The following is a 22,591-nucleotide window of genomic DNA, read 5'->3' on the forward strand; positions in this document are numbered from 1 at the left end:
TTTGTCTTATCAATATATAGTTAATAATGAGCAATTAATTGATTATTGTTCAAAAATCGGAAACAGTACTGCTTTGGCCTTGGATACTGAATTTGTTCGTACACGAACGTTCTATCCTCATTTAGGACTTTTACAAGTTTTTAATGGTGAGCACGCAGCGCTCATTGATCCGATTAATATTACTGATTGGCATGCTTTTTTAAGCATTTTAAGTAATCCTAACATTGAAAAGTATTTTCATTCCTGTAGCGAAGATCTTGAAGTTTTTTTTCATAAGTTCGGCTCTATTCCAACACCTATCATTGATAGCCAAATCTTGGCTTCATTTTTGGATAATCCACTAAGTAGTGGTTATGCAAACTTAGTTAATAAATATTTACAGGTGGAACTCGATAAAAGTGAAACGAGAACTGACTGGCTAAAGAGACCATTGACGGATAAACAATGTGAATATGCGATTAATGATGTATTGTATTTGTATCCTTTAGTCAATATTTTAAAAGCACAATTAACCTCAAAAGGATATTTAGAAGCAGCCTATCAAGAGAGCCAAATGGTTGTCGCCCGTAAATGTGAAACAATAGATCCAAATGATGCTTATTTGAATATCAAAAACAGTTGGCAATTAAAAGGGCGAAGTTTAGGACAATTATATAAATTAGCCAGTTGGCGTTATAAATTAGCGAAAGAACAAGATTTAGCATTGAATTTTGTGGTACATGAAAAGACATTATGGAATATTGCCCGATACTCGCCAACTTCATTAGCACAATTGGGTAATTTAGGCTTGAAAGGGAAAGAAATTCGTTTATATGGACAGAAAATATTAAATATTTTGTCAGAACCTATTCCGGAATTATCGCCGATTTGTAGGGTGACGAGTTACCCTAATTACAAAAAAATTAGTGATGAATTAAAACTTATCGCCCAAGATATATGTTCTCATACTGGATTGAATCAAGATTTATTACTTTCACGGCGATTAATTAATCAATATGTAAAATGGCAAGCAGATAAAAATGGAAGCCAACCAGAACTGTTATCTGGTTGGAGAGAGCCTTTATTTAGACCATATGGCTTATAACTTTTATAAATATTGGTAATGGGCGTTTTAAGCAAGCTCACTTAACATTGATTCAACAATCAATGATGATTGAGCTGCAGCTACTTTCAAAAAAGATTGGAAATCAACAGCAGATTCACTATCCCCATTATCTGAAATTGCACGAACTACGACAAATGGCGTCTTATATAACCAACAAATATGACCGATTGCCGCAGCCTCCATTTCAACCGCAATTGCGTCAGGGAAAGTTTGCCTTATTCTTTCTAAATTAGATTTACCATTTATAAAAGCATCACCACTACCAATTGATCCTTCAACTGCATTAACACCATGTTTTTTAATGCTAGTTTTGGCTAATAACTGATACTTTGAATCGGCTTCAAAAGCAACCGGACAACCGGACATTTGTCCAGGCTTATAACCAAAAGCGGTTAAGTCAACATCATGATAAAATACCTCTTTTGACACAATAATATCGCCAATATTGAGTTCTGAAGAGAGTCCTCCTGCCGATCCCGTATTGATTACAGCATCAACTTTATAATTATTTAATAATAAAGTAGTACCAGATGCCGCAGCTACTTTACCAATACCAGATTGCAGTAAAACAATTTCACAATTTGCGATTTGGCCAAGATGAAAGTCGTATTCTAGATGGCGTTCTACATGGTAATGGGTTATTTTGCTTTTAAGTATAGCAACTTCTTCTTCCATTGCGGCAATAATGGCAATTTTCATTTGATCCTCTTGGTTTACAATAAGTAACTTGAATTTAGTTGTGCTATCATAATTGCTATAAACAAACTTGACAATATTTGAATATAACGGAGCAAACAAAGTTGCAAACGATTTTTATTACGGGTTGTTCTAGTGGGATTGGCTTAATTTCAGCGATTGCCCTTAAAAAACGTGGATATCGTGTCATTACCTCATGCCGTAAAGAAGCTGATCAAAAAAAACTCATGGAGCAAGGATTTGAATGTGTTCTGCTTGATTTAGATAATCCTGAGTCAGTTACTCATGCAGCACAAGAAGTATTAGCATTAACAGAGAGTAGGTTATACGCATTATTTAATAACGCTGGTTTTGGTGTTTATGGACGATTAAATAGCATAAATCGTGAGCAGTTAGAATCACAATTTTCTACCAATTTTTTTGGTGTGCATCAGTTGACTCAGCTACTATTGCCAGCCATGTTATCACAAAATGCAGGTCGAATTATTCAAACAAGTTCAATTGTTGGTATTATAGCTACACCAGGTCGAGGCGCATACAGTGCAAGTAAATATGCATTAGAAGCTTGGTCTGATGTATTACGATTAGAATTGAGTAACACAGGTATTAAAGTTTGTTTAATTGAGCCGGGTCCATTAAAAACTTATTTCTCTAATAATGTTAATCAAACAGAAAAAGAAAATATTGTGAAAAATCCGCCAATTGCAAAACGTTTTACTCTGCCTCCTGAAGCTGTTTTGCCCTATTTGTTTCATGCGTTAGAACATCCGAAACCCAAAATACGTTACAGGGTAACAAAAGTAACTAAAATTGCAGCCATTGCTAAACGTTTGCTTCCAGATAGATTAATGGATAAAATTTTAAAGAACAAATAATAACTCATCATATTACTAGGACATATTATGCAAAACCAATTCATTTTTGATGTTAATGAGCAAAATATTCAAGAGGTTATAGAAATCTCTTCTAAATATCCAGTGTTGTTTTATTTTTGGTCTCCTAGAAGCCCAAATTATGAAGCAATGACACAAACATTAACTAATTTAGCAAATGAATATCCTGGGCAGTTTGTATTAGCCAGTGTAAATTGTGATGAGCAGCAGATGTTAGCTGCACAATTTGGTTTACGCGCTATCCCAACTGTTTATTTATTTCAAAATGGACAACCTGTTGATGGTTTCCAAGGTCCACAACCAGAAGAAACGATTAGAGCGTTTTTAGAGAAAGTTCTACCAAATGAAGATGAACTTAAATGGATTGAAGCACAAAATTTGTTTAATGAAGCCAAATATGAACAGGCTTTACCATTATTAAGACAAGCATGGAAAACATTAACCGATCATTTAGGTAAACCAAGAACAGATATCGCCTTAATGTTAGTTAAAGCTCAAATAGAACAAAAACAGCTTAGTGAAGCTAAAGAGGTATTAGCAACAATTCCTCTGCAAGATCAAGACTCTGATTTTCATGGATTGCAAGCTGAAATTGAATTGCTTGAGCAAGCAGCCAATTCGCCTGAACTTCAACAATTACAAGCTGAACTTGCCAAACAACCTGATAATATTGAACTTATGATTCAATTATCATCACAATTAATGCAAGTAGGGCGACATGAAGAAGCACTAGAATTGTTATTTAAACCATTAACTCATGATCTTAATGCTGGGGATGGACAGGTGAAAAAAACATTACTAGATCTGCTTGCTGCTCTTGGAACAAGTAATCCTTTAGCAAGTGCTTATCGCCGTAAACTTTATACACTTTTATATTAATTTTTATGAAACCAAAGTATAAACGATTTTGGCTACACATGTTAATGTGGTTACTTTCTATATTGAGCCTTGATTGTTATTCTCATCAACTATGGCAACCTTATATTAAAATTTTGAAAGAAAAAATATATAAAAGTAAAGTTGATGAATTAAACAAGAAATTAGAGGAAAAAAACTCGAATCTAAGAGTATTGGATAAATTTTGAGAAATGAGGAGATTCAACAATAATAAAATTGTTGAATCTTTCTCTATTTAATGTTCAATAATTCGTGAAAAGTCTTCATTGCTACGCAATGTTAAAATTTCAACACCATTATCCGTCACTAAAAGAGTGTGTTCATATTGGGCAGAAAGACCATGGTCTTTAGTTTTCACTGTCCAACCGTCTTTCATTGTACGTGTTCGCCAATCACCAGTATTCACCATTGGTTCAATGGTAAAGGTCATCCCTGACTTCAAAATCACACCGCCATCATCTGCATCGTAATGTAGAACTTGCGGTTCATCGTGATACACTTCGCCAATACCATGACCACAATATTCACGGACTGATGAAAAACCAAATTTATCAACATATTTTTGGATTGTTTTACCAATTTCTTTTAAACGAATACCCGGTTTGATAATTTTTATTGCCTCATATAAGCTTTGTTGGGTAACTTGGCAAAGTTTTTCTCCAGCAACAGTGGGTTTACCCGCTATGTACATTCGGGACGTATCACCATGATAACCATCTTTAATAACAGTTACATCAATATTTAAAATATCGCCATCTTTTAATTTTTTATCAAAACTTGGAATACCATGACAAACGACATCATTGATTGAAATACAAGTAGTATGTTGATAACCACTATAACCAATATTGGCAGGTATAGCTTTTTGAACATTAACAATATAATCGTAACAGATTTTATCAAGCTCACCAGTACTAATACCTGGTTTTACATAAGGTTCAATCATTTCTAATACTTCAGCAGCAAGTTTTCCTGCTATACGCATTTTTTCAATTTCAGCGGGGGTTTTTAATTTAATAGACATTAGAGTGTTCCTGTAATTTTCATGGCAATATCCTATCATATACCATTATTTCGTCAAATCATCGCGATTAATAAATTAGTTGTGTGAATTAAATACATAATTTTTTTGTAAAGAAGTTTCATGTTAAGGGTACGTTTTAGTATAAAATTGAAAACTAATATTTATTAGCATAGTTTAAGTATATAATTATTGATTATAAAAAAAGGTTATATAGTGATGCAATGTAGTTATTATCAACAAAATAAATGTTCATCTTGTCAGTGGATTGACTATTCTTATCCAACTCAACTTGAAATTAAACAAAATAAAATTTTAGAACAATTAATTCCTTTTAAACCATTAGACGTTAAATCTCCTTTTGCGAGTCGCGAGGCAGCTTTTCGTAATAAAGCTAAAATGGCTGTGCTTGGAACCGTTGAAAAACCAGTATTAGGTATTCAAAATGCTTATGAAACTGTTGATTTATGTGATTGTCCTCTTTATACCCACAGTATGCAAAGCATCCTTAAAATAGTTCGTAGTTACATTCGGAAACAGGGTTTAGTTCCTTATAATATCAATAAGCGAAAAGGCGAATTGAAATTTGTAATTATCAACGAGAGCGTCAGTGCAGGCGAACATAAATATATGTTAAGGTTTGTTGTAAAATCAGATAAATTCGTTAAAAAAATCAGAGATACCTATAAACAGTTGCAAGAGAAGATTCAAAATTTACTTGTTGTGTCAATTAATATTCAACCTAAGCATGCAGCAATTTTAGAAGGTGAACAAGAAATTGTTCTAACTCATAATGCTTTTTTACCTATGACATTAAATCATGTTCCACTGTATATTAAGTCCAAAAGTTTTTTTCAAACGAATACTTATATCGCGGAAAACCTTTATAAAACAGCAAGCGAGTGGGTTGCAACTCTGCCAATTAACTCTATTTGGGATCTCTTTTGTGGGGTAGGCGGGTTTGGTTTGAGTTGTGTCAATAATGCCGCTTCAAATGATATTAAATTAACAGGTATCGAAATTAATTCTGATGCTATTGAGTGCGCATCAAAAACAGCAAATATTTTAGATTTTAAACATTTGACATTCAAATCACTCGATGCAACACAGTACGCCATTGCTACGCAAGATATACCTGATTTAGTTTTACTTAATCCTCCTCGTCGTGGAGCAGGTAAAGATTTGATGCAATATTTAGAAAATGTTAAACCAAACTATGTTTTATATTCCAGTTGTAATTTGACTTCGTTAACCGAGGATCTAACCTTTTTATCCAATTATCAAATAGTAAAGGTTCAACTATTTGATATGTTCCCTCATACATCACATATGGAAATTTTAGTTTTATTAGCGAAAAAATAATTAATTCTATTTTGATTAGTCGATAATGGCTAATCAATTTTCTATTTGTGATTTGTTATAAATTTTTTAGTAATAACAATCTCATTTTGATAACTCAATTTTACTTAGCTGTCCCTCGATAATAAATCTAAATCTCGTTATCTCATTTAATATTAAAAACGTTCAATATAAATACTAATGATAATCATTATTAAATGTTAGTAATAATTATTATCATTGATCGCTTTAAGTAAATTTGTTAGATTAGCGCAATAAATATGATAAACATCAAATATTGGAGCAATACTTTATAAGTTTTAATATGTTTTATGGTGTATGAATGAGAGTAAATAATATCTTTTTAACTTTTGTAATTGCTTCAATCTCTTTGCCTGTATTGGCGGATAATGATGAATTAGAAACAATAACTGTGACAGCAAGTCGGCAAAAAAAAGCTAAATTAACCATTCCAGAAACTGTCGATATCATAAGTAGAAAGACCATTGATGATCATCAAATGACAACAATGGAAGATTTAGTCCGTTATCTTCCCGGTATTTCGGTAAATAGACAAACATCAGGGACCGATCCTTATGGTAATTTGGGTGGAATCAGAATTAGAGGGATGGCTGGAAATCGGGTGCAATTACAGGTTGATGGTGCAAGAGTAATCGAAGGTTTGCAAGACGGTAATCGTAATTTTATCGATTTATCGACAATTAAAACTGTTGAAATCGTGCGGGGACCGGGTTCAGTTTTATGGGGAGCGGATGCATTAGGTGGAGTTGTTGCATTCAAAACATTAGATCCTAATGATTTACTGAAAGGTAAAGCTTATGCAGTACAAATTAAAGATGCTTATGATAGCTTGAATAAGCAGAATACAAAAACAGGTATGCTGGCATTAGAATTAATGCCAAATTTAGAAGCACTTATCAGTTTTAGTCGACGTGACTATCAAGAAACAAAGCTAAAAAAAGCTAAAGCGAATGGGGGGATATGGGGATGTCCTCGAGGCGAAAACGCAATTAGATGTAATAAACTCAATCCGTTAGATGCAAAAGCTGAAAATATGTTGTCAAAACTGGTTTATCATAATGATAATCGTGAGACAAAATTAACTTTTGAAAATTTCCGCTCTAATTCTTTTGTTAAACAGTTATACGATTATGGTTTACAATCTTCTGGTACTTTTAATGGTGATTATAGAAGAACTCAAATACAGACAAGAAAGCGTTATGCTATAGAAGACTCATGGTCACCCGCTTTGCCTTTTATCGATCAAATCAAAACAATGATCTCTTATTCTCCTCAAGAACGTTATCTAAAATCTCGTCGTGAACAAATCGATAGAAAGCGTAATCCAATCTATACCTATACCACAAATGATTATAAAGAGAAATTTTGGCAAGTTGATTTACAATTCAATTCAAACTTGGATTTTTTGAATGTTGATCATGATTTAGTGTATGGATTTCAAGGTGATATTACGCACAGCGATTACCGTAATAAAAGTACAAAAAATGGTATAACTACCATTGGAGGTGGATTCAATTTTGCTAATTCTAAAACTCAACGAGCAGATATTTATTTGCAAGATGAGTTTCATATATTTACGGAACGTTTAAAAGTTAAACCTGGTTTACGTTATGCTACTTATAAAATTAAACCTGATATTGATAGTTATTATGCTGTTATTCAAGGAAAAGAGCCTCGTAAATTAACTTCTCATCGCTTGATTCCTCAATTAGGAACTTTATTCAACCTTACCGATCAATATTCAATTTATGCCCGTTATGCTGAAGGCTTTAAAATGCCAACAGCTCAGCAGTTATATACTTCTTTGCCATCGGTATCGATGAATTTGATACCTAATCCTAATTTAAAACCAGAAAAAGTTAAATCCTACGAAGCAGGATTAAGGGGCGATTATACCAATGGTTGGTTTAGCTTTGGTGCCTTTAAAGCTGACTATAGTAATTATATTAAAAACTTTATTCGTGTTGGCCCTAAAGATTATACATATAAAAATTTATCAAGAGTAAATCTTTGGGGATTGGAATCATCGGCTGAGTGGAGGTTTTCAAATAACTGGACTTTAAATACTTCTGCATCTTATCAACATGGAAAAAAACAAGAAACACCTGGTGAAAAAAAGTCATATTTTAATGAAGCAATGCCTTTACAAGGTACTGTTGGTCTTAAATGGCATCATCCAGAATACAATTTTGATACTGAAATAGTTGGAACGTTCTCTAAAGCTGTGACACGAGTGTCAAAAGATAGTTCATCTAACGATGAAGTATTCAAACCTAAAGGATATGCTATTTATGATGCGTATCTTAATTGGCATCCTAGTAAAAATATTACTTTTAGGGCATCAGTCTTAAATATTTTCGATCGACGTTACTTTAAGTGGCCAATGTTTAGTACATATTATAAAAATCCACAAGATAATGTAAAAGTAACCAATCCGATTGAGCTACAAACAGCACCTGGAAGAACTTTCACTGTTGATGTGGTAGTAAATTTTTAAAAGATCGTCTAAATATAAACAAGACCACCGTTTCTGATTAAAAAGCAGAGTAGGTGGCTTTTAACAATAGTTATTTATTGAGAGTAAAAGTTTTGCAAACATTAAGAAATATTTTTTTGCTTATAAAACTCTGCACCAAAACTAAGCAAGGTAAATGGGGATTTTGTTACGCTTTCATTGTGATAAGTTTAAAAATTGTTTTAATTAAAATTAGTTTGGAGATGATTGGTTGGAATAAAAATTTCTTCAATGCACTGGAAAAATATAATTTACAAGAAGTAGTAAATCAAATTGGCGTTTTTATTTTATTAACAATCCTAGGTGCCATTACTTTTTTAATGTCAGATTATTTAAGAAAAATTACCGTTATTATATGGCGTAAAGTACTTAATGATACGATATTAGATCATTGGATAAATAATAAAACCTATTGGTTTTTGAATAATAAACAAGGTGAAATAGATAATCCTGAACAACGCATTGCTGAAGATTGCCAGTTGTTTGTTGATAAATTAACCAATGAGGGGTTTTCTTTTATCACTCAACTGATAGGTCTAGTTACGTATTTTATATTGCTATGGCAAATTACAGATAACTTCGTTTTATCGTTTAATCTATTGGGTTTTGATATTAGTCTTTCACACTATATGGTTTGGTTAGCGCCAATATATGTCATTATCTGTTCTTACCTGACTCATTGGCTTGGTAATCCTTTGAAAGCTTTATTAATTCAACAACAGCATAAAGAAGCGGATTACCGTTTTGCTTTAACTCGATTTAGAGAATCAAAAGAACCGATAGCCTTATTAAACGGAGAAAAAGTTGAAAGAGAGATACTCGATCAGCATTTTAGTGACATCATGACAAATTGGTATCAGTTAATTAAACGACAGTTATTTCTAGGTTGTTTTACTCGACCTTATAATCTTACTGTTTTACAAATACCCACTTTTTTTGCTTTACCTATTTACCTAATTGGCAAAGTTAGCCTTGGATCATTAATGCAAATTAGTAAGACATTTAGTAATGTGGTGGTTAATTTATCGTGGTTTATTTTCAATTATAATAATTTAGCTGAGCTGACTGCCTGTAACCACCGTTTATGTCAGTTTATTAATCGTGCTAGATTGATAGCTGATATGCATAACCAACAAAGGCAATTTGAAAAAGATACGGATACTTTATTAATAAATAATCTAATTATAAAAAATCCAAGTGGTAAGGTTTTGCTTAAAGTACCCGAACTGCGATTAAATAAAGGGGAATCTATCATCTTGTCAGGAGTGTCAGGAATAGGTAAATCGACCTTGTTTAAATTATTATCAGGAATTTATCCCTACTATGAAGGTTATATTAAGTTACCAAAAGCTAATAAACTCTTTTTATCACAAAATCCTTATTTTCCTATGGGAGGATTAGCTCATGCAGTGGCTTATCCTAACCCTTTATTAGAAAAGGATCTAGACAGTATTAAACAAATTTTAGCAGAGGTAGGTTTCTTAGCTCAAGATATTGAAAAAAAGTTACTAGATTACGATTTAAATAGACTATCTGGAGGTGAAAAACAGCGTTTAGTGATAGCGCGGATTTTATTGCATAAACCTGATTGGATATTTATGGATGAGACGACAAATGCATTAGATAAACATTCAGAACATCAATTACTAAAATTGTTACAAACTAACTTAACAAATAGTAGTTTTATTATAATTTCTCATTCGGATATATCGTCTTATTTCAAACAATGCAATCAATTAATATTATAAAAAAGAAATAACAGATTAAGTAAAAAAATAAAAGTTAAATTAAATAAGGAGTTTTTATGGCAGAATCCAAAACTAATAATGTTCAAGATACATTAAATAGCTTACATGAATCCGTGTTAACAGTCATACTATCGACTATAAATAAAGATGGAGGGGTTGAAACCAGTTATTCACCTTATTTCTTTGATGGAAGTGATTATTATGTTCTTATTTCTGATTTAGCACCACATAGTCAAAATATGAAAATCAATCCTCAAATTTCTTTTATTATTATTGATGATGAATCTAAGACAAAAAATATTTATGCTCGTAGACGTCTGAGTTCTCAAGCAACAGCTGAAATTGTTGATAAAAATTCTTCAATTTTTGAGAAAGTAATCGATCAGCTTGCTAAACGGGTGAGTAAGATGGTTTATATGCTTTGTGAGATGAATGATTTTAACTTATTTAAAATTACACCAACATCAGGACGCATTGTTATTGGTTTTGGTAAAACCTATCTTATTGATCACAAGAATAAAATCGTCACACCTGTCGATGAAGATTATGTTGCTAACCAAAAAAAGCAAAGTGATAGTTAAACTATAATGAAATTTTAAATCAATAGAGTAGGTGAATTATCAACTCTATTGACTCTTATTATTTTCGAAAAAATTGCCCTCTACAGATTATTATGTTTCTATTTAAATATAAAATATATGTTTATCTGATAATTTTTAATTAACAGCTCTATTATGAATATAATAGTGAAGTTTATCTTTAAAGATGAATAAATATTAATTTATTAATTGCATATTATAAAAATAGCCCATGATAGGCTGTAATTTATGTTAATATGGCAAAAATCAATCTTAATTAAGGAAACGCAAAATTATGATACCTGATGTTTCTAAAGCACTTAGCTGGTTAGAAAAACATTATACAATTTTACAAGGCATTCAACGCGGTGTTGAGCGAGAAACTTTGCGTATTTTACCTGATGGTTCCTTATCAAAAACACCTTTCCCAGCCAATATAGGCTCCGCGCTCACTCACCCTTGGGTCACAACTGATTTTGCTGAATCACTACTTGAATTCATTACGCCAGTTAATACTAATATTGATTATATGTTAACATTTTTACGTGATTTGCATCGTTATGCTAGTGTTAATATTGGTGATGAATTGATGTGGCCTTTAAGTATGCCATGTTTTGTCGCAAACGAAGATGACATTATTTTGGCACAATATGGATCATCAAATGAAGGGCGTTTCAAAACGGTGTATCGTGAAGGTTTAAAAAACCGTTATGGCGCAATGATGCAAACTATTTCAGGAGTTCATTATAATTTTTCATTGCCAATGGCATTTTGGCAAGCTAGAGATGGTGTAAAAAATACTGAAGAAGGTAAAGCCGTTATTTCTGAAGGCTATTTTACTTTAATCCGTAACTATTATCGGTTTGGGTGGGTTATTCCTTATTTATTCGGCGCCTCTCCATCTATATGTTCTTCATTTATTCAAAACCCAGAAAAAGCGAAAGCTTTTATTGAACAAACAAACGGAAATTGTTATTTACCTTATGCAACTTCATTAAGACTAAGTGATATTGGTTACACAAATGATGCACAAAAGCAGTTAGGTATAACATTTAATCACTTAGATACTTATGTTGAAGGCCTTAAACGAGCCACACATACCAAGTCACCACAATTTAGTAAATTGGGTGTCAAAGTAAATGGCCATTATCGTCAATTGAATGATAATGTATTACAAATTGAAAATGAGTTTTATGCACCAATTCGCCCTAAACGGGTACCAAGATCTGGGGAATCGCCATCTGATGCACTTATGCGTGGCGGTATTGAGTATATTGAAGTTCGAGCGTTGGATATCAATCCTTTTTCACCTATTGGTATTACCGAAGAACAAATTCGTTTTATCGATCTTTTCTTAATTTGGTGTGCATTAGCGCCTGCACCAGAAATGAGTAGTGAGGAACTTGAGTGTTCTAAAATAAATTGGAATCGAGTAATCATGGAAGGGCGTAAGCCTGGTTTGGAAATAGGCATGGGCTGTGATAGTTATCGGGAACCATTATCTAAAGTTGGGCATAATTTGTTTAAAGATTTGCTTAGAGTCGCTGATGTTTTGGATCATAATGATGAGCATCGACAATATCGAAAGGTTTGTGAAAAGTTAGATGTGATGTTTGACCAACCTGAATTAACTTTATCTGCTAGAACACTTGAAGCTATTAGTGATTTAGGCACTTCTAAATTTGGTTTAGTCTTTGCATCTCAATATAAAAAACAACTCTCAGCAGAACCTTTAGCAATATTGACTGATAGCGATTTTGTTCAACAGCGTATTTTGTCTATTGAAAAACAAAAGAAAAAAGAGCAAAGTGATACCTTATCCTTTGATGAGTATGTAAAACAAAAAAACAATATTTAAAATGTTCAGAAAACGCAATTATACATTAAGATATAAGAGAAATAGCGATGTAGAATTGATATTACCTAACCATCATATAGTGGTAAAGCAACCACTCATTGATCAAGAATATTTTTCAATTTTAGTTTGGAATATTTTTAAGCAAAAGAGGGCGGAATGTATCAATATTTTAGAGCTTTATGCAGATAAAGCTAAACTAATTTTATTACAAGAAGCCCAAACTACACCTCAATTATTAAATTTTATTTCACGACACAATAAAATTGCAGATCATGTTCCAGCATATTGTTTGAAAGATATTTATGCCGGTGTTATGACTATAACCGATAGTTTACCAACAGATCTTTTGTCTTTTAGAGAAATAGAGCCACTAATTCGGGTTCCCAAATCAGCGTTAATAACTATCTATCCTATTAAAAATTCATTACAACAATTATTGGTAGCAAACATTCATGCTGTTAATTTTAGTATTGGAATTAAGGTTTATCGCCAACAAATCCATATTTTATTAAAACGTATTAAAGAACATCATGGTCCGGTAATATTAGCAGGGGATTTTAATGCATGGAGTAAACAGCGCTTAGATTTATTATTTTATTTAGTAAGTTCAATTGGACTTAAACCCGTAAATTTCAGCGTTGATATTAGAAAAACATTTATGGGAAGACCTTTAGACTTTGTTTTTTATCGAGGATTACAGCTTGATGCAGCACAAATAATTAGTACAACTGCATCAGATCATAATCCTCTTTATGTAAGTTTTAAATTGGATTTGCATTCACATTCACAAGGTTAATTGTTAGAACATCACCCTCTTTAATTCTCTGATTTTTTAAGTTATTCCATAACAACAGATCAGTAATTTTTACTCGATAATTTTGCGCAATACTATAGAGATTATCACCCGCTTTCACTTGATAGGTGATTTGGGTATTGTTACTATTATTCTCCACAATTGAGCTGATCTTTTGATGATTTAGATCATTATGTTGTACTTCCGATGATTTAACTTCAAATGGCATCGGAGCATGTGGTACATCTTGCAAAAGCTCAGTTATTTCATTTGCTACAAGATTTTCTGCTTGTAATTTTTGGAATAAACTTTTGGCATAAGCATGTGGAATAAGCAAATGGAAAGGACCATTTACGGTTTGCTGTACATACCCCGCATTATAGGTCGTTAACTCATTGAGTGACAATCCTGTATATTGAGCAATTTTAGCCAATGAAATGTTTTTCGTTATATCAATTCTGACCAATGAATTTTCATAATTACAATCAGGTAATTTAACACCATATCGAGTATTATTTTTTACAATATCCACGATTGCCAAAATTTTAGGAACATAATGCATTGTTTCATTAGGTAATTCTAAAGACCAATAGTCAGTGGATAAACCTTTAGCATGGTTTTTCTCCATTGCTCTTCTAACGCGCCCTTCACCAGCATTATATGCGGCAAGCGTTAATAACCAATCGCCATTAAAGCGTTCGTTTAAATTTTGTAATAATGTAATGGCTGAATTTGTTGATGCAATTAAATCACGGCGAGCATCAAAATAATTACTCTGTTTTAAGCCATACTCTTTTGCTGTTATGGGTACAAATTGCCATAAACCCGCCGCTTGAGCAGATGATGTTGCTAATGGATCATAAGCACTTTCAATTAAAGGAACTAAAGCTAACTCAACAGGTAAATTATTTTTACGTAATTGATTAACTATATAATAAACATAAGGCTCCGAACGTAATGCGATTGTTTCAAAACCTTGGGGATCACGTAATAATATTTCTCTTTCAGCTTTAATGCGACTATTATCGGGAACATTAGCATTAATCTGATTGTTTATATACTGCCATGGATTCTGCGTGATAGATACATAATTACTATTACTGACAGTTTGTCTATTACTAACTACGGTATTTTTTGAGTACTTTATTCTAACAACTGCATTATGGCGTGGCCCACTATACTGCTGACATGCACCTAAAAAAGAGCATAACACTGTAAATATTAATAATTTTTTCATTAGACAGACTAAGTTCTATATTGTTTAAGATTACTATTATACCTAAAAATTATCTTTTAGGCTCCTAAAAAAAGCAAACAGCTCTAATTCATCGTTAAAATTGAATTTATCTTGTAAAGATTTTTCTTCGCATCGTAAAAATAAATTAATTTGTTTTTCTTCATTTAAAATAGAAGGTAAAGTCACTGATTTATTATGGATACTATCAAAATATTTGTTTATTTCTTTGTCATCTGCAACCATATTTTTAGCAAAATTTAAATTTGCTAAAGTATATTCGTGTCCAGCACAAACAAGAGTATCATCAGGCAACTGTTTTAATTTTTTAAGCGAACTTAACATTTGTTGATAAGTTCCTTCAAAAATTCTTCCACATCCAGCAGAAAACAATGTATCACCAGAAAACAGATACGGATGACAATAATAAGCTAAATGTCCCAAAGTATGTCCAGGTAAATGGAACACCTCAAAATTGAAATCACCAATACTCACTTCATGTTGATTAGTTAGATAGGTAATTGGTAAATTAATCTCACTTGGACCATAAATGATTACATCAGGATATTTGGTTTTTAGCCCGCTAACACCTCCAACGTGGTCTATATGGTGATGAGTAAGTAAAATTGCAAGTGGTAATAGTTTATGTTGATTAAGATAATTAATGACCACTTGTGCATCACCAGGATCGACTATGATGACCTGATTATGTGAATTTTCTAATAACCATATATAGTTATCTTTTAATGCGGGAATGACATGTAAGTGAAACATTTATTATTGACTCCGTTAATGTTACTTATTGCAATTTATTAGAAATTTACACTTATTATCGATACCCTATCAAAATAGATTCAGTTCACTATCATCATTATTTGCATTTTCAGATAATGATTGTTCAAATACAACATCGGATAAGCTTGGTGCTTGAGCCATGGACTTTGCAATTACATCACAACGTTCATTTTCAATATGTCCAGCATGACCTTTTACCCAAATCCACTCAATTTCATGCGTTTGAACCAGTTTGTCTAAACGCATCCATAAATCCACATTTTTAACAGGTTTTTTATTGGATGTTTTCCAGCCATTTCTTTTCCATCCATGTATCCAATTGGTAATCCCATTGCGTACATATTGACTATCTGAATAGAGTTTTATCTTGCAAGTTTGTTTTAATTGCTCTAAGGCAACAATAGCGGCTAATAATTCCATGCGATTGTTTGTTGTTTTAAAATAACCTTGAGATAAGATTTTTTCGTTTTGCTTATATTTTAATATTGCGGCATATCCTCCAGGGCCAGGATTACCAAGGCAAGAACCATCTGTGTATATTTCAATTTGTTTTAACATTTTATTAATCTTTTTTAAAAATCAAATAACATTTTGAATGTGAGTTTGATATAAAATAGTAAAATATTTGTACTGATTTGATTAAATTATTTACTTCAATTTTCGCAGATATCAACATCAAAGAGTTTTAGTGCTAGACTATACCATTATTTTGTTTTTCCCAACATTTATTAATACATAAAAAGAGAATAATGTGATAACTAATTGTACTCGCCAAATCGTATTAGATACGGAAACCACCGGTATGAATCAAGAGGGCAATAATCATTATGAAGGTCATAAGATTATTGAAATTGGTGCTGTTGAAGTGGTTAACCGTCGATTAACTGGCAACCATTTTCATGTCTATATTAATCCTGAACGCCTAATTGATGAAGAGGCTTTTAGAGTTCATGGCATAAGTGATGAATTCGTTAAAGATAAACCGATTTTCAAAAATATTGCTCATGATTTTATTAAATTCATTGATGGTGCAGAGCTAGTGATTCATAACGCTTCATTTGACGTCGGATTTATGGATTATGAATTCCGGCTTTGTGGTCTAGATTTTAAAACTTCTGAGCATTGTATCGTAACCGATACTTTAGCTATGGCAAGACGAATGTTTCCCGGTAAACGTAATAATTTAGATGTTCTTTGTGAACGCTATCAGATAGATAATTCTCATCGAACTCTTCATGGAGCTTTACTTGATGCCGAGATTTTAGCTGAAGTTTATTTAGCTATGACTGGCGGGCAAACAACTCTAGCTTTCAGTTCGGATGAACATCTTTCAACTTCAACAGAGGGAAGTGTTATCAAAAGAATAGAACGTACTGGTAATCCGTTAAAGATTATAAAGGCAACGGAACATGAGCTATCTGAACATGAATCAATCCTAAAAAAAATTGAAAAGAAAAGTGGTGAAGCCATGTGGAAATTACATTAATGATGTTTTTATATTCAATTGAACAATGATTTTAAAAATATGATTGACGAACAAGAAAATAATCTTTAATATCACGCCTACTTTAATGTTGTTCATTAAAGGAATCTAAAAAGCGGAGCGGTAGTTCAGTTGGTTAGAATACCTGCCTGTCACGCAGGGGGTCGCGGGTTCGAGCCCCGTCCGTTCCGCCAATTATTATAGAAATTCATTCAATTAGAGCGCTCCACGAAAGCGCTTTTTTTATTGTAAAATTCTTTGTGTCAAATTGGTGACATTTTCAGATAATCCATTTAGACCATCCCAAATCAAAGCCATGATGACAAATGTTTATGTTTTATAGTGTGAATAAATTTGGTCTATATTTTAAAATCATTAATAAGCATATTACCTAATTATTGCGGTAATATCCTAGTTCTAAAATAGGAGAAAACGATAATAAAATTGACTTCTCCATATATTAATAAGATATGAGTATATTCGAACTATCCATAGATCATATTAAAATTAATGAACTATAACGCATTGTAATTATGTTTTTATTATCTACTGGACATACATAATTATATTACTGATGTTTGTAGTCAACAGAATAGGGATGATGTAGGTAACAAAAGCATTTTTCAAAAAAAACATCAGCTGTGTTATATTAAATTGATGTTAATTAAACAGTAAATTTACTTAGAGCTAAATTTTTTAATGTTAAAAAAAAGTTTATTTATATTATTGGGAAGTGTTTCTTTTATATTAGGAACCGTTGGTATTTTTGTGCCGGTTTTACCTACTGTACCTTTTTATTTATTAACAGCTTATCTTTGGCTGAATAGTTCTGATCGCCTTTATTCTTATTTTACTAAAAGTAAATATTATCAAATTTACATTCAAAAAATATTGATTGAGAAAAAAGCTTCAAAAGCAAGTTTATTTAAAATGCTTTTGATGGTATTTATTGTATTAGTCATACCTTTTATTATCTTTAATTCATTACATGTTAGAATTATTCTTGTTACTGTTTTTCTGGCACATCTTATATTCGGTTATATTTATTTCAATAAAAATAAATAAAAATAAATAAAAATAATATTGTTATGAGTAAGATTTAATTAAGTTAAAAAGTTAAAGGGCATACAAGTTACCCTGTAACTTTTTAGAGTATCCATTTATTATTGTTTTAAACTCTTTTTGATTTCTATTGCAAGCAAAGGATTCCACATAGCGCCCGTAGCACTCATTACTGCGTTAGCGCCAGCTTTTATAAATTCCTGATAATGTTCACTTGAGCTTACGCCGCCAACGCCAATAATTGCAAAGTTTAATTCCATTTGTTGACGATATTTAGCTAGACGAGTCACCATATCCAAACCTGCCCAACGAATAGCATCACCACAGACTCCACCTTCTTTTCTATTTTCTCCTAATGCTGGATGGCCATTTGCATCTACAGGTTTAGCCGAAAGGGTATTAATAGTACTTAAACCATCAATAATTGAACCAACTCGTTTTAATAACGACACAATTTTTTCATCATCAGGAAAATAAGCTAATTTTAAAATAAGAGGGCGATCAGGCACGGCTGTTTTTATTTCATTAACAATACGCTCCACTCTATCTGTATCAAAACAAAGTAGTTTACTTGCACCTTCGTTAGGACAACTCAGATTGGCTTCTAGAATGGGGGCATCAGTTTCTCTAACTAATTTTGCTGCTAAAGCATAGTCTTTTTCAATTGCTCCATTGCCTTGAGTTCCTTGAAAGCTACCAATTACACATTGACCATGACCTGCTGCTTTAACTGCCTCAGCCATATCTGGTTGCCAAACGTCAGGTGCAAAAGAAGGAACGCCAAAGGAGTTAGTAATTGATAATGGTTGATTATAATTGGTGTCGGCTAAAACTGTATCAAGGTTACTGGTTAGTTTACCTTTAGGATGTACGGACAAAACATTTGGTAAAGGATGACATTTATGCATTTTTGTTCTAACTGTTTTGTACACACATAAATCAAATCCATATACAAAAGCTGCTTTGATATAATTTGCATTTAATAATGGACCGGCAGGCATTCCAAACGGTAAGTTCACATCAACATTTAAAAATTTAGTAGGCAGAGTTGTTACTTGTTCTGCCTTATCTAATTGACTGAAAAGTCCAAAAGGCCCTTGAGCATAATTATCTTCATAACTAATACTTGGATTATAAAAAGGGATCAAAGGTTTCATGCTTGCTCCTGTTTTGGTGTACTTATATTGAATTTGATTGGTAATCTGAGATGAAAATAAAAAAAGATAGGCTTAAAATAAAAAATCCTCCATAATGGAGGATCATTAATTAAAATAGAAAAAGAATGATGTTTTAATGTTTCTTTCAGTTTGTGTGTATGTGCCACAATCATCTACCATTCCTTTTTATATAAATTTTTAAGCATTCTAACTGATTAGAATTAAAGTTCAAGAATAAAGTATTAAAAAATTTGCAAGTAAATGAAATAGTTATAGTGTTTTTTTTTAGACTAAAAATCCATTTTTATTAATCAAAAATAGAAAAAATGATACAAAATAAACAATATTTAATTATTTAAAAAGTAAATTATTTTATAATTTTTTAATAAATTTAGAAAAATTCCTGTCGAAAAAATGATACTAACCTTGCTAATGAAGTTATTGTCGGTAGAGGATGATTATTAGTAATGTTATTATTACCAATTATAAATTAATGTAAGTAATTATCAGGTACCTAAAATGACAAAGAAAAATGCTTTTGAACCATTAACATTACCCAATGGTGTTGAATTAAAGAATCGCATAATTATGGCACCAATGACTACTTGTTCTGGATTTTATGAAGGTTCTGTAACATCCGATCTAATTGAATATTACAATGCTAGATCTGGAGAAATTGGAACTATTATTGTCGAATGTGGTTTTGTCGATCAAAAAGGCTTAGCTTTTCCTGGTGCTATTGGACTAGATAGTGATGACAAAATTGAGGGTTTAGCAAAAATAGCTCAAGCAATTAAAGAAAAAGGTTCAAAAGCAATCATTCAGGTTTATCATGGTGGTAGAATGGTGGAGCCCAATCTTATTGGTGGACTTTCCCCTGTAGGCCCTAGTGCGATTGCTGCCCCTAGACCTGAAGCAGCTACTCCAATAGAACTAACGGCGAATGAAGTAGATCAAATGATCGAAAAATTTGGAGAAGCAGTTAGACGAGCTATCCAAGCAGGTTTTGATGGTATAGAAATCCACGGTGCTAATACCTATTTAATTCAGCAATTTTATTCACCAAATTCAAATCAACGCAATGACAAATGGGGTGGGAGTCGGGATAATCGAACAAGATTCCCCTTAGCCGTTTTGGATATAACTCACAATATTGTTAAGAAGTTTGGGAACTCTGATTTTATTATTGGCTATCGTTTTTCACCAGAAGAGCTAGAAATACCAGGTATTCGTTTTGATGATACTATGTATTTACTTGAGAAATTAGCTGAAAAAGGTTTAGATTATGTTCATTTTTCAATGGGAACGATTTTAAGATCCTCGATTGTCGATATTGAAGATCCAACACCATTGATTAAAAAATATCTTGCAATGCGTTCTGAGACATTAGCTAAAATTCCAGTTGTCGGGGTTGGTAATGTAATTAATCAAACCGATTTAGAAACTGCCTTAGAAAATGGTTATGATTTAGTTGCTATTGGTCGAGCCTGCATTGCCTATCCAGATTGGACAAGTCGAATCAAAAATGGTGAAAAGCTTGAATTGTTTATCAATAGTGATAAGCGAGAAGAACTCAAAATCCCAGTGCCATTATGGCATTTTCCATTAGTTGAAAGTTTAATTCGAGATGTAAATTTAAATAACAAAAAATTTAAACCTGGTAATTATCAAGAGAAAGTCAATGATGAATCCTATGAATTTACGATCAATGTTGAATTAGCAAAAGACTATATTAAAGATATGCAATTAGTGAATGCAAATAATTTTGACGATAATGTATTAAGTAATTTTAATGAAATAAAAGATAGAATTATTAATTCAAATAGTCCTCATGTTGACACTATTTCTGGTGCTACAACTCAATGTGAAGCATTTAAAAAAGCGGTAACTAAGGCCATGGTTAAATCCAATAAAGATGCCATTTTGGCCGAAGGTGGTGATCCAGATGATAAATCTTTTGATATTGTTATTGTTGGAAGCGGAGGCGCGGGATTAGCAGCGGCAATTCGTGCACATGATTTAGGTGCCAATGTAGTCATTATTGAAAAAATGTCAGTCATTGGGGGAAATACCAATAAAGCATCGGCCGGTATGAATGCTGCAGAAACTAAATTTCAAAAACTGAAAGGAATCATCGATAGTAAAGATCTTTTCTATAAAGAAACAATGATTGGAGGAAAAAACAAAAATAATCCTGATTTGTTACGTTATTTTGTTGACAATGCTCCAGATGCTATTGATTGGTTAGATAAAAATGGCATTACGTTAAGTGGTATTACCACAACTGGAGGCATGAGTATCGATCGAACTCATCGACCAGAAAGTGGGGCTGCGGTAGGTGGTTTTTTAATAAGTGGATTGGTAAAAAATATCAATAATCGTGGTATTGAAGTTATGCTTGATACCAACGTCACTAAAATTTTAACTGAAAATCATAAAGTAACAGGGGTGGAAGTTATCCAAGAAGATGGTTCAATTCATACCATTAAAACAAAAGCAGTAATCATTGCTACCGGTGGATTTGGCGCAAATAGAGAAATGGTTGAAAAATATCGCCCTGATCTCAAAGGTTTTGTAACAACTAATCATAAAGGAGCAACAGGATCGGGAATTACTATCCTAGAAAAGCTTGGTGCAGGTACGGTGGATATGAAAGAAATTCAAATTCATCCTACTGTAGAACAAACAACTGCTTATCTCATTTCTGAATCAATTCGTGGTGGAGGTGCAATATTAATATCACAAGATGGAAAACGCTTTGTTAATGAATTAGATACACGTGATAAAGTTTCCAATAGTATCAATAACTTACCAGAACATTATGCTTATATCTTATTTGATCAACAAGTTCGTGAAGAAAATAAATCGGTAGAGGAGTATGTTTCACGTAATTTAGTGACTCAAGCCAATACTATTGATGAATTAGCTAAACAGTTATCCATTGATGCAAATACATTGACTGAAACAATAAAACGTTATGATAATTTTATTTTGAATAAACATGATGAAGATTTTGGTCGAACAACAGGGATGCGTCATCCTATTAATAAAGGTCCATTTTATGCGATAAAAATTGCACCAGGAATACATCATACTATGGGAGGAGTAACTATCAATCCGGAAACACAAGTATTAGATACTCAACATCATGTTATTGAAGGCGTCTTTGCCGCAGGGGAGGTGGTTGGAGGCGTACATGGTGCCAATCGTATTGGTGGAAATGCTGTTGCAGATATCATTATCTTTGGTTTACAGGCAGGCAAAAAAGCTACAGATTATATTCATCAATATTAAATTAGTAGTTTGAATATATGCCATTTTATTAGAAGCAACTGTTCTATTGAAGTTTGATTAGACTAGAAAAGCCGTTGTTTAG

General features: G+C 32.4%; 18 protein-coding genes and 1 tRNA gene. 13 read left to right on the forward strand and 6 right to left on the reverse strand.

Translation table 11 applies throughout. The features are described 5' to 3' along the window. Position 1 precedes the first annotated feature (1 nt). Positions 2 to 1,084, forward strand: a complete 1,083-nt coding sequence (gene rnd / locus H3S88_RS11405; RefSeq protein ID WP_039128821.1) for a ribonuclease D — start codon at positions 2 to 4, stop codon at positions 1,082 to 1,084. 27 nt (positions 1,085 to 1,111) lie between these two features. Here rnd and H3S88_RS11410 read toward each other — a convergent pair whose 3' ends face one another. Next, positions 1,112 to 1,804: a 5'-methylthioadenosine/adenosylhomocysteine nucleosidase gene (locus H3S88_RS11410; protein WP_198228927.1), complete on the reverse strand. Its 693-nt coding sequence runs from the start codon at positions 1,802 to 1,804 to the stop codon at positions 1,112 to 1,114. 101 nt (positions 1,805 to 1,905) lie between these two features. Between H3S88_RS11410 and H3S88_RS11415 the strand changes: the two genes are divergently transcribed. After that, positions 1,906 to 2,676: an SDR family oxidoreductase gene (locus H3S88_RS11415; protein ID WP_232352537.1), complete on the forward strand. Its 771-nt coding sequence runs from the start codon at positions 1,906 to 1,908 to the stop codon at positions 2,674 to 2,676. Positions 2,677 to 2,703: 27 nt separating this feature from the next. Next, positions 2,704 to 3,573 carry a co-chaperone YbbN gene (locus H3S88_RS11420; RefSeq protein WP_198228925.1) on the forward strand — a complete coding sequence of 290 codons (870 nt, stop codon included), beginning with the start codon at positions 2,704 to 2,706 and terminating at the stop codon, positions 3,571 to 3,573. Between the two features lie 253 nt (positions 3,574 to 3,826). Here H3S88_RS11420 and map read toward each other — a convergent pair whose 3' ends face one another. Next, positions 3,827 to 4,615, reverse strand: a complete 789-nt coding sequence (map, locus tag H3S88_RS11425; RefSeq protein WP_198228924.1) for a type I methionyl aminopeptidase — start codon at positions 4,613 to 4,615, stop codon at positions 3,827 to 3,829. 213 nt (positions 4,616 to 4,828) lie between these two features. On the opposite strand from map, the gene rlmC reads away from it, so the two are divergent. From rlmC to H3S88_RS11455, 6 genes are all read left to right on the forward strand, one after another. Continuing rightward, the gene (rlmC, locus tag H3S88_RS11430) at positions 4,829 to 5,974 is read left to right on the forward strand and encodes a 23S rRNA (uracil(747)-C(5))-methyltransferase RlmC (RefSeq protein WP_198228923.1); all 1,146 of its coding nucleotides are present in this window, start codon (positions 4,829 to 4,831) and stop codon (positions 5,972 to 5,974) included. Positions 5,975 to 6,293: 319 nt separating this feature from the next. Then, positions 6,294 to 8,489, forward strand: a complete 2,196-nt coding sequence (locus H3S88_RS11435; protein ID WP_198228922.1) for a TonB-dependent hemoglobin/transferrin/lactoferrin family receptor — start codon at positions 6,294 to 6,296, stop codon at positions 8,487 to 8,489. Between the two features lie 53 nt (positions 8,490 to 8,542). After that, positions 8,543 to 10,255, forward strand: a complete 1,713-nt coding sequence (locus H3S88_RS11440; protein WP_198228921.1) for an SbmA/BacA-like family transporter — start codon at positions 8,543 to 8,545, stop codon at positions 10,253 to 10,255. A gap of 56 nt (positions 10,256 to 10,311) precedes the next feature. After that, positions 10,312 to 10,836 carry a HugZ family protein gene (locus H3S88_RS11445; RefSeq protein WP_198228920.1) on the forward strand — a complete coding sequence of 175 codons (525 nt, stop codon included), beginning with the start codon at positions 10,312 to 10,314 and terminating at the stop codon, positions 10,834 to 10,836. 292 nt (positions 10,837 to 11,128) lie between these two features. After that, positions 11,129 to 12,691, forward strand: coding sequence for a glutamate--cysteine ligase (gene gshA, locus H3S88_RS11450; RefSeq protein ID WP_198228919.1), 1,563 nt, complete (start codon positions 11,129 to 11,131; stop codon positions 12,689 to 12,691). A gap of 1 nt (position 12,692) precedes the next feature. Further along, positions 12,693 to 13,487 (forward strand): endonuclease/exonuclease/phosphatase family protein, encoded by a 795-nt coding sequence (locus H3S88_RS11455; RefSeq protein ID WP_198228918.1) that lies wholly within the window; start codon positions 12,693 to 12,695, stop codon positions 13,485 to 13,487. On the opposite strand, the gene H3S88_RS11460 is transcribed toward H3S88_RS11455, so the two are convergent. The 3 genes from H3S88_RS11460 to rnhA all read right to left on the reverse strand — a co-directional run bounded on the left by H3S88_RS11460 (position 13,453) and on the right by rnhA (position 16,071). Beyond that, positions 13,453 to 14,721 (reverse strand): transglycosylase SLT domain-containing protein, encoded by a 1,269-nt coding sequence (locus H3S88_RS11460; protein WP_198228917.1) that lies wholly within the window; start codon positions 14,719 to 14,721, stop codon positions 13,453 to 13,455. The two genes, H3S88_RS11455 and H3S88_RS11460, sit on opposite strands and share 35 nt — an antisense overlap. A gap of 42 nt (positions 14,722 to 14,763) precedes the next feature. Further along, positions 14,764 to 15,492, reverse strand: coding sequence for a hydroxyacylglutathione hydrolase (gene gloB, locus H3S88_RS11465; protein WP_198228916.1), 729 nt, complete (start codon positions 15,490 to 15,492; stop codon positions 14,764 to 14,766). A gap of 69 nt (positions 15,493 to 15,561) precedes the next feature. Further along, the gene (gene rnhA / locus H3S88_RS11470) at positions 15,562 to 16,071 is read right to left on the reverse strand and encodes a ribonuclease HI (RefSeq protein ID WP_198228915.1); all 510 of its coding nucleotides are present in this window, start codon (positions 16,069 to 16,071) and stop codon (positions 15,562 to 15,564) included. A gap of 193 nt (positions 16,072 to 16,264) precedes the next feature. Between rnhA and dnaQ the strand changes: the two genes are divergently transcribed. The 3 genes from dnaQ (at position 16,265) to H3S88_RS11485 (ending at position 18,061) form a co-directional block, all read left to right on the forward strand. After that, on the forward strand, positions 16,265 to 16,999 hold the full coding sequence (gene dnaQ / locus H3S88_RS11475; protein ID WP_086327035.1) for a DNA polymerase III subunit epsilon: 735 nt from the start codon (positions 16,265 to 16,267) through the stop codon (positions 16,997 to 16,999). Between the two features lie 114 nt (positions 17,000 to 17,113). Beyond that, a tRNA-Asp gene (locus H3S88_RS11480) sits at positions 17,114 to 17,190 on the forward strand. Positions 17,191 to 17,695: 505 nt separating this feature from the next. Further along, positions 17,696 to 18,061: a YbaN family protein gene (locus H3S88_RS11485; RefSeq protein WP_198228914.1), complete on the forward strand. Its 366-nt coding sequence runs from the start codon at positions 17,696 to 17,698 to the stop codon at positions 18,059 to 18,061. 98 nt (positions 18,062 to 18,159) lie between these two features. Here H3S88_RS11485 and H3S88_RS11490 read toward each other — a convergent pair whose 3' ends face one another. Beyond that, a complete protein-coding gene (locus H3S88_RS11490; RefSeq protein ID WP_198228913.1) occupies positions 18,160 to 19,215 on the reverse strand; it encodes a hypothetical protein in 1,056 nt (351 codons plus the stop codon). Positions 19,216 to 19,734: 519 nt separating this feature from the next. Between H3S88_RS11490 and H3S88_RS11495 the strand changes: the two genes are divergently transcribed. Beyond that, complete coding sequence (locus tag H3S88_RS11495; protein WP_198228912.1) at positions 19,735 to 22,509, forward strand: flavocytochrome c; 2,775 nt, start codon at positions 19,735 to 19,737, stop codon at positions 22,507 to 22,509. The last annotated feature ends 82 nt before the right edge of the window (positions 22,510 to 22,591 follow it).

It is taken from the genome of Gilliamella sp. B14448G11 (assembly GCF_016101765.1).
In the GTDB taxonomy this organism is placed as follows: domain Bacteria; phylum Pseudomonadota; class Gammaproteobacteria; order Enterobacterales; family Orbaceae; genus Gilliamella; species Gilliamella apicola_N.

What these genes read in the sequence shown, in the direction of transcription:
- H3S88_RS11410 (WP_198228927.1), bottom strand. Translation starts at nt 1,804, where the DNA reads ATGAAAATTGCCATTATTGCCGCAATGGAAGAAGAAGTTGCTATACTT.
- H3S88_RS11420 (WP_198228925.1), top strand. Translation starts at nt 2,704, where the DNA reads ATGCAAAACCAATTCATTTTTGATGTTAATGAGCAAAATATTCAAGAG.
- map (WP_198228924.1), bottom strand. Translation starts at nt 4,615, where the DNA reads ATGTCTATTAAATTAAAAACCCCCGCTGAAATTGAAAAAATGCGTATA.
- H3S88_RS11435 (WP_198228922.1), top strand. Translation starts at nt 6,294, where the DNA reads ATGAGAGTAAATAATATCTTTTTAACTTTTGTAATTGCTTCAATCTCT.
- H3S88_RS11445 (WP_198228920.1), top strand. Translation starts at nt 10,312, where the DNA reads ATGGCAGAATCCAAAACTAATAATGTTCAAGATACATTAAATAGCTTA.
- gshA (WP_198228919.1), top strand. Translation starts at nt 11,129, where the DNA reads ATGATACCTGATGTTTCTAAAGCACTTAGCTGGTTAGAAAAACATTAT.
- H3S88_RS11455 (WP_198228918.1), top strand. Translation starts at nt 12,693, where the DNA reads ATGTTCAGAAAACGCAATTATACATTAAGATATAAGAGAAATAGCGAT.
- H3S88_RS11460 (WP_198228917.1), bottom strand. Translation starts at nt 14,721, where the DNA reads ATGAAAAAATTATTAATATTTACAGTGTTATGCTCTTTTTTAGGTGCA.
- gloB (WP_198228916.1), bottom strand. Translation starts at nt 15,492, where the DNA reads ATGTTTCACTTACATGTCATTCCCGCATTAAAAGATAACTATATATGG.
- rnhA (WP_198228915.1), bottom strand. Translation starts at nt 16,071, where the DNA reads ATGTTAAAACAAATTGAAATATACACAGATGGTTCTTGCCTTGGTAAT.
- H3S88_RS11485 (WP_198228914.1), top strand. Translation starts at nt 17,696, where the DNA reads ATGTTAAAAAAAAGTTTATTTATATTATTGGGAAGTGTTTCTTTTATA.
- H3S88_RS11490 (WP_198228913.1), bottom strand. Translation starts at nt 19,215, where the DNA reads ATGAAACCTTTGATCCCTTTTTATAATCCAAGTATTAGTTATGAAGAT.
- H3S88_RS11495 (WP_198228912.1), top strand. Translation starts at nt 19,735, where the DNA reads ATGACAAAGAAAAATGCTTTTGAACCATTAACATTACCCAATGGTGTT.